This window comes from Salinispora mooreana, from assembly GCF_000379065.1.
Taxonomy (GTDB): Bacteria; Actinomycetota; Actinomycetes; order Mycobacteriales; family Micromonosporaceae; genus Micromonospora; species Micromonospora mooreana.
The window spans coordinates 4,669,507-4,676,332 of record NZ_KB900614.1 but is presented as its reverse complement, the minus strand read 5'-3'; the positions used below and the strand labels follow the sequence as shown (position 1 = coordinate 4,676,332).

The following is a 6,826-nucleotide window of genomic DNA, read 5'->3' as shown; positions in this document are numbered from 1 at the left end:
ACGTGGGGTCCTCACCGTGTGGGTGATCTTGTGGTGAGAACTACCTACCGAGGGCCCCACGCCCACTTCCAGCACCGTCCGATCTCATCGCTTTCGCCCGTGTCGCACCAATCAACACCTTCGCGTCGCTGAGATCAGTTCACTACATCGGATACCTCCAGTAACGGACCAAACCGGGCACCCCATTCGCTTCGGGCAAGAGAACTAGGAAAGCCGCTAGGTTCCGGCGATCGATGCCACGACGCTCCGCGCCGAACCGCCTGACACTTCATCACTGTCGTGACCGGACCGAATATCTCTTGATTCCCGGAGCCACCAGGCGCTTCCCCCTGATAGGGCAGCGGAGGAGCACCTGCGGGTGTGACCGACATAGCCGTGCTCAGCAGGACATCATACGCCGGGGTGGACTGGGTCAAGGACGACTAAGCGGTGTACGTAGCGGGACAGTGAGGGCATGCCCGTCGCCCGACTGACGCCGACATACACCCAGGCTTGACCGGTGCGGGCTGGTCGAGCTGCTGGACCGCCGCGATGGTGCGGCCGGCCGAAACAAAGCTTGTCAAGATGTCTGTGCGGGCTCCCCACCGGTGGCGTCCGCCGGCCGGGTTGCCGTGGCGCGGCGCACGAACACGAGCATGAAGCCGGCGGCGGCCGCGAGGACCCCTGCCACCAGCAGGCCGATCGGCAGGTTGCGACCGAGCAGGAACAGCTGCGCCCGACCATCTCTGGCCTGTTCGATTACCGCGTCGGCGGTGGCGTCGTCGTACTGGAAGGTGGCGTTGAAGATGACCACCGGCGACCCGACGTCTGGCACCAGCTCCTGGTGTTGCTGCTCACGGTAGCCCAGAATGCCACCGGTCATCGGCTCCACCCAGAGCGTGCGAGACGCCCGGTAGGTCATCGTCGCGGTTGTCGCCTCCGGCGCCAGGAAGCCGAGCAGTTGGGTCAGCGTCTCCTCGTCCAGGTCGAGCTCCCGCTGGGGGACGGTCTGTTCGAACCGGTACGTCTCCAGGCCGGCGACCTCTTCCTCGCCCTGGTACAGCATCGGCAACGACTGCCGCAGGATGCCATCGAAGTACTGGTAGGTCTGCTTTTTCGTATCGAAGGGGAACAGGTAGAGCTGCCCGGCGTACGTGATGCTCCCCGCCTCGCAGCCGGTGGTGCCCGACTCCACGGCCTCCGTGTCGCTGTAGCACTGGCCGTCCCACTCGGCTGCGGCACCGGACACCCGGTCGAGGGCGATACGACTCTCGGCCCGGTTGACCGGCAGATCACGATCCACCCAGTCGGTAGCTTGATACACGTTCCAAATCAGAGTTTCGCCAGCAAGGCTTCCGGTGAGCTCCGCGGCGGCCTCGTTGTCGGGCTTGATACCGGTTTCCGAACGCAGAGTGCCGGTTTCGACAGTCACCGCAGGTTCGCCGCCTGGCAGGGTCCGAGCACTGACGAAGGTAGCTGACGGTGCGACCACCACGATATCCGGCGGCGTCACGTCGTAGGGAACCTGCTTGAGTGCCGGCACTATCAGCCCTACCAGGCCCACGGCCGCAACAACGCAGAGTAACCCCAGACCGAAGAGAACCGCGCCGGTTTTCTGTCGCATCAGCACACCCTTCCACTAGGTGAAACTTGTTCTAATCTACTGTCACGTACCCCAGCAAGGAAACCCCTCGGCAACACACCTTTCGCCGTATCGTCATCCACTGGCGCCGATATCCACCCCCGCGTAGGCTGACCAAGCGTCTGCTTGGCCCATCCGTGCCGGGAGGTCTCGATGATGCCGTCGATCCCAGCGGCCCTGCGCCGGGCGGCGCGTGAGTTCAGCTCGGCGCCGGCCCTGGTGGAGCCCGGCGTCGCGCAGCTGAGCTACGCGGAGCTCCTCGCCGAGGTGCGGCGCGTGGCACAGGCACTGATCGCCGGGGGGCTGCGGCCGGGCGACCGGCTCGCACTCTGGGCACCGAACTCGACGCAGTGGGTGCTGGCCGCACTCGGCGCGAGCTACGCGGGCCTCACCCTGGTGCCGGTCAACACCCGATTCACCGGGATCGAGGCGCTCGACGTGATCCATCGGAGCGGCGCCAGCGGCCTCGTCGTGGTGGACCCGTTCCTCGGCACCGACCGACTCGCCACGCTGCGGGCCGCCGCGGCGGCGGAAGGCAAACAGCTCCCCCGCCTGGTCGTGCGGGTGCCCTCTGGTTGGGACGAGGTCGTATCCCAGGGCGGGTCGGTTCCTGAGGTGGAGGCCGACGCCCGCGCCGCCGCGGTCAACCCCGACGACCTGAGCGACATCCTGTTCACCTCGGGTACCACCGGGCGCAGCAAGGGTGTGATGAGCGCGCACCGGCAGTCGATGGCCGTGGCTGCCGCCTGGGCCGACATCGCCCAACTGGCCCCCGACGACCGCTACCTCGTGATCAACCCCTTCTTTCACAGCTTCGGGCTGAAGGCCGGCATCCTCGCCTGTGTGGTCAGCGGCAGCGCCATCGTGCCACAGGCGGTCTTCGATGCGCCCCGGACGATGGCCCTGATCGCCGACCAGCGGATCACCGTCCTACCCGGGCCGCCCACCCTCTACACCAGCCTGCTCGGTCATCCCGATGCCCGGCGATTCGACCTGTCGAGCCTGCGCCTGGCCGTGACCGGAGCGGCGACCGTGCCACCGGCCCTCGTCGAGCAGATCCGCACGGAGCTCGGCGCGGACGTGCTCACCGCGTACGGGCTGACCGAGGCGGTGGTCGCCACGATGTGCCGGCCGGGCGACGACGCGCAGACCGTGGCGCGGACCTGCGGGCGCGCCGCGGCCGGATGTGAGGTCCGCATCGCCGACCCGGGCGGTGAGGTGCTGCTGCGGGGACCGAACACGATGCTCGGCTACCTCGATGACCCGGCCGCCACCGCGGCGGCGATCGACACCGACGGGTGGCTGCACACCGGCGACATCGGGCACCTCGACGAGCGCGGCTACCTGACGATCACCGACCGGCTCAAGGACATGTACGTCTGCGGCGGCTTCAACGTGTACCCGGCTGAGGTCGAGCGCGCGCTCGCGCAGCTTCCGGGCGTGGCCGAGTCCGCGGTGATCGGCGTGCCCGACCGACGGCTCGGCGAGGTCGGCAAGGTCTACCTGATCTGCCGCCCGGGTCACTCACTCAGCACGGCGGAGGTGATCGAGTTCTGCCGGAGCCGACTCGCCAACTACAAGGTGCCGCGGTCGGTGGAGGTCCGGTCCGAGCTACCGCACAACGCCTCAGGCAAGATCCTCAAGTATCTGCTCCGCGCGGAGAGCGCCGAGGCTCGCTAGATCCAGTCGGTGTGCCGGGGCCACGCCAGCAGCGTGTCGACCACCTCCGGCGGCTCACCGGATGGCATCGGCGCGACGGCACAGTAGCGGCCCTTGAAAAACAGCAGCGGACCGTCGTCGCGGCACTCGCCGAGCGCGGTCACCCGGCCCACCACAATCGCGTGGTCGCCACCCGGATGTACTGCCTCGACGCGGCAGTCAGCCCAGGTCAACGCCCCGGTAAGGATCGGCATGCCGGTCGGGGAGGGAGTCCAGGCGACGTCGGCGAACTTGTCCGCGCCCCGGGCGCCGAAGACGCGGGACAGCGGCCCGTGCGCCTCCGCCAACACGTTGACACCGAACACCCCGACGTCGCGAATCCGTTGCCAGGTGGTGGAGCTTGCCTGGGGGCAGAACAACAGGAGTGGTGGGTCCAGCGACAGTGGGGCGAAGGCCTGGCAGGCGAACCCCGCCGGGCCTTCGTCGTCGAGCGTCGTGATGACCGTCACGCCGGTGCAGAAATGGCCGAACACCCGCCGGAACTGCTGGGTGTCCACCAGGGCTGCGGTGGTCACCCGACTCTCTGGAACTGGTGACCCCACACGCTGTGCGCGGTCGTCTGCCGAGCGATCCAGGTGCGGTCGTCCACGGTGTCGCCGTCGGTGCCGTACTCGATGTCGAAGCCGCCCGGTGTGCGCAGGTAGAACGAGATCATGCCGTCGTTGGCGTGTCGCCCCAGGGTCGCGACCATCGGTGTGTTGTTCCGGAGGCCACGGTCCAGAGCGCGGCCGACGTCATCGATCGTCTCGGTCTCAATCATCAGGTGGATCAGGCCGCTGGGCGCTGGCAACGGGGCCAGGGCGACGCTGTGGTGGCGCGGGTTGCAGCCGAGGAAGCGCATCCAGAGTGGTGTGTCGCTGGGCGGCAGGCCGATGGCCTCGGGATGCAGCCGCATCGAGTCGCGCAGCCGGAAGCCGAGCACCTCGCTCCAGAAGCGTAGCCCGGCGGCGTCGTCGAAGGTCGGCAGCACCACGTGCCCCATGCCCTGCGCACCGGTGACGAAGCGGGTGCCGTACGGGCTGTGCGCCGGGCGGCTGTCGAGCTCGGCGCCGCAGTAGAACTCCAGGCGATTGCCGGAGGGGTCGTCAACGCTGATCATCTGCGCCACCCGGCGGGTGGCCAGTTCGTCGACCTCGGCCGTCTTGACCACGATGCCCGCGCCCTCGAGGACGCCGGTCAGCTGGTCGAGCGCGGCGGGATCAGCCAGCTCCCAACCGCTGGCGGCCAACCGGTCCCGCTCGCCGGGCACCACCACGATCCGCGCGGGCAGGTCGTCCATGCGTAGGTAGGCGGCCTCCGGGTCGGGGCCACGGCCCTCGGTCATGCCGAGCACCTTGACGCCGAACTCCCGCCAGGCGGGAACGTCGGTGGCTTCGACCCGGAGGTAGCCGAGGGATCGAATGAGGCTCACGGGCGGTGTCCTTCCAGGAAATCGAAGGCGAGGCGATTGAACTCGTCGAACTTCTCCAGATGCGCCCAGTGTCCGCAGCCACCGAAGACGTGCAGCCGGCAGCGGCGGATCAGCTTGAGCGCGACCAGAGCCCCGTCGAGCGGGTTGACCCGGTCCTCCCGACCCCAGACCAGAAGGACCTCGTCACGCAGCAGGTGGGCGTCGCGCCAGAGTTGACTCTCCTCGTGGAGGTCCGGGTCGGCGAACGAGGCGCCCAGCGCACGCATGCCGCGCAGGGCGTCCGGGTCGGTCGCGGCGCGCATCCGTTCATCGATCAGCTCCTCGGTGACGAAGGACTGGTCGAAGACGAGCGTGCGTAGGAACTCCGCCAGCTTCTCCCGGCTGGGGCCGGGTGGGGCGCCGAACGCGGCCAGCCGTTTGACCCCCTCGGTCGGGTCGGAGGCGAAGACGTTGAGGCTGAGCCCGCCGGGGCCCATCAGCAGCAGCCGGCCGGCCCGCTCCGGGTAGCGCAGGGCGAACCGGACCGCGGTGCCACCACCGAGCGAGTTGCCGATGACGTGGACCCGGTCCAGGCCCACCTCGTCGAGCAGGGCCGCGAGCCGGTCGGCGGAGTGCGTGAAGTACTGCCGGCCACTGGGGCAATTCTCGGACCCGCCATATCCCGGCTGGTCAACGGCGAGGGTGTCGAATCGCTCGGCGAAGACCGGGACCGTCCGCCCGAAGTTGCTCCATGCCGAGGCGCCCGGCCCGCCGCCGTGCAGCAGCACGACCGGGTGTACGCCCAGTGGTCCGGCCCGGTGGTAGTGCAGCCCGGCGGCGGTGGCTTCGAAGACTGTGCTGGTCGTCATGGTGTCCTCACACCATCGCGTCTGCGATGGACAGCCCGAACTCGCCGCTGCCGTACATGGACAGGGCGCGTTCGGGGTCGTTGACGGCGTGTACCCGGCCGGCGTGGGCGTCGCGCCAGAAGCGCTGGATCGGGTGGCTCGTGTAGATCGCCCGACCACCGGAGTTCTCGAAGAGACGGTCCGCGGCCTGGATCGCCAGTTCGGTGCCCCGAACCTGGTTGCGACGGGCCCGCAGGCGCAGCCGCATCGGTAGCTTCTCTCCCGCCGTGGCCAGCTCCATCAGCTCGCTCATGTCGGCGGTGAGCGTGAGCCAGGCCGCGTCCACGTCGGCGGCCGCCCGCGCGACCCGTACCTGTGAGTAGGGGTCCTCGGCGGCCCGTACCCCGGCGTAGGCGGCGCGGACCCGCTCGCGCATGTGGGTCACGTGCGCGTCGTACATCCCGGTCGCCATCCCGATGATCGGGGCGGTGATCGTGTACGGGAAGATCGAGCCGTACGGGATGCGGTAGAGCGGCCCGGGGTTACGCTCCTGGCCCGGGCAGACGCACCGCGCCGTGTCGCCGAAGCTGAGCGATCGATACGTCGGGACGAACGCGTCGGAGACGACGATGTCGTTACTACCGGTGCCCCGCAGACCGATCGTGTGCCAGACATCCTCGATCGCGTAGTCGGCCGCGGGAAGCAGGAACGTGCGGAAGTCGGCGGGGCTGTCGTCCTGGCCGGGCACGATGCCGCCGAGCAGGACCCAGGTGGCGTGGTCACATCCGGACGAGAAGCTCCACCGCCCACGCACCCGGTATCCCCCATCGACTTCCTGGATCCTGCCGGTGGGGGCATAGGAGGAGGACATCAGCGTGTTGGGGTCAGCGCCCCAGACATCCTGCTGTGCCCGTTCGGGAAAGAGGGCCAGCTGCCAGTTGTGTATCCCGATCACCGATGCGACCCAGCCGGTCGACCCGCAGGCGCTGGCGATGTCGCGGACACAGCTGAAGAAGGCCGTCGGGTCGGCCTCCAGCCCGCCGCACCAGGCTGGCTGAAGGAGCCGGAAGAAGCCGGTGGAGGCCAGTGACTTGACGTGCTCGGCGGCGAGCGTTCGGCGGTCCTCTGTCTCCTGGGCCCCCTCCCGCAGGACGGGTAACAGCTCCCGCACCCCCCGTGCGACCAGTTCGGCGCCCTCCATGAGATCCCCTCCGGTGGCTTGGCTGACGAACATGACGATCCCTACAA

The 6,826-nt window shown here is 68.8% G+C and carries 6 protein-coding genes; 1 reads left to right on the top strand and 5 read right to left on the bottom strand.

Features of this window, described 5'->3' with window-relative positions; translation table 11 throughout:
- Positions 1–559: 559 nt before the first annotated feature.
- Positions 560–1,603: a DUF3068 domain-containing protein gene (locus SALPAC6_RS0122350; protein WP_026189975.1), complete on the bottom strand. Its 1,044-nt coding sequence runs from the start codon at positions 1,601–1,603 to the stop codon at positions 560–562.
- 171 nt (positions 1,604–1,774) lie between these two features.
- Between SALPAC6_RS0122350 and SALPAC6_RS0122345 the strand changes: the two genes are divergently transcribed.
- Positions 1,775–3,301, top strand: a complete 1,527-nt coding sequence (locus tag SALPAC6_RS0122345; RefSeq protein WP_018255547.1) for a FadD3 family acyl-CoA ligase — start codon at positions 1,775–1,777, stop codon at positions 3,299–3,301.
- Here the strand turns inward: SALPAC6_RS0122345 and hsaB are convergent.
- From hsaB to hsaA, 4 genes are read right to left on the bottom strand one after another with little or no spacing between them, the layout of a single operon-like run.
- Complete coding sequence (gene hsaB / locus SALPAC6_RS0122340) at positions 3,298–3,855, bottom strand: 3-hydroxy-9,10-secoandrosta-1,3,5(10)-triene-9,17-dione monooxygenase reductase subunit (RefSeq protein WP_018255546.1); 558 nt, start codon at positions 3,853–3,855, stop codon at positions 3,298–3,300. The genes SALPAC6_RS0122345 and hsaB overlap by 4 nt on opposite strands.
- On the bottom strand, positions 3,852–4,751 hold the full coding sequence (gene hsaC, locus SALPAC6_RS0122335; RefSeq protein ID WP_018255545.1) for an iron-dependent extradiol dioxygenase HsaC: 900 nt from the start codon (positions 4,749–4,751) through the stop codon (positions 3,852–3,854). The genes hsaB and hsaC overlap by 4 nt, the downstream gene beginning before the upstream one ends.
- Positions 4,748–5,599 carry a 4,5:9,10-diseco-3-hydroxy-5,9,17-trioxoandrosta-1(10),2-diene-4-oate hydrolase gene (gene hsaD / locus SALPAC6_RS0122330; RefSeq protein ID WP_018255544.1) on the bottom strand — a complete coding sequence of 284 codons (852 nt, stop codon included), beginning with the start codon at positions 5,597–5,599 and terminating at the stop codon, positions 4,748–4,750. The genes hsaC and hsaD overlap by 4 nt, the downstream gene beginning before the upstream one ends.
- A gap of 7 nt (positions 5,600–5,606) precedes the next feature.
- Positions 5,607–6,779 (bottom strand): 3-hydroxy-9,10-secoandrosta-1,3,5(10)-triene-9,17-dione monooxygenase oxygenase subunit, encoded by a 1,173-nt coding sequence (gene hsaA, locus SALPAC6_RS0122325; RefSeq protein WP_018255543.1) that lies wholly within the window; start codon positions 6,777–6,779, stop codon positions 5,607–5,609.
- Positions 6,780–6,826 lie beyond the last annotated feature (47 nt).

Bases quoted from the DNA above. Each gene is read 5' to 3' on its own strand.
- SALPAC6_RS0122350 (WP_026189975.1), bottom strand. From the start codon at position 1,603: ATGCGACAGAAAACCGGCGCGGTTCTCTTCGGTCTGGGGTTACTCTGC.
- SALPAC6_RS0122345 (WP_018255547.1), top strand. From the start codon at position 1,775: ATGATGCCGTCGATCCCAGCGGCCCTGCGCCGGGCGGCGCGTGAGTTC.
- hsaD (WP_018255544.1), bottom strand. From the start codon at position 5,599: ATGACGACCAGCACAGTCTTCGAAGCCACCGCCGCCGGGCTGCACTAC.
- hsaA (WP_018255543.1), bottom strand. From the start codon at position 6,779: ATGGAGGGCGCCGAACTGGTCGCACGGGGGGTGCGGGAGCTGTTACCC.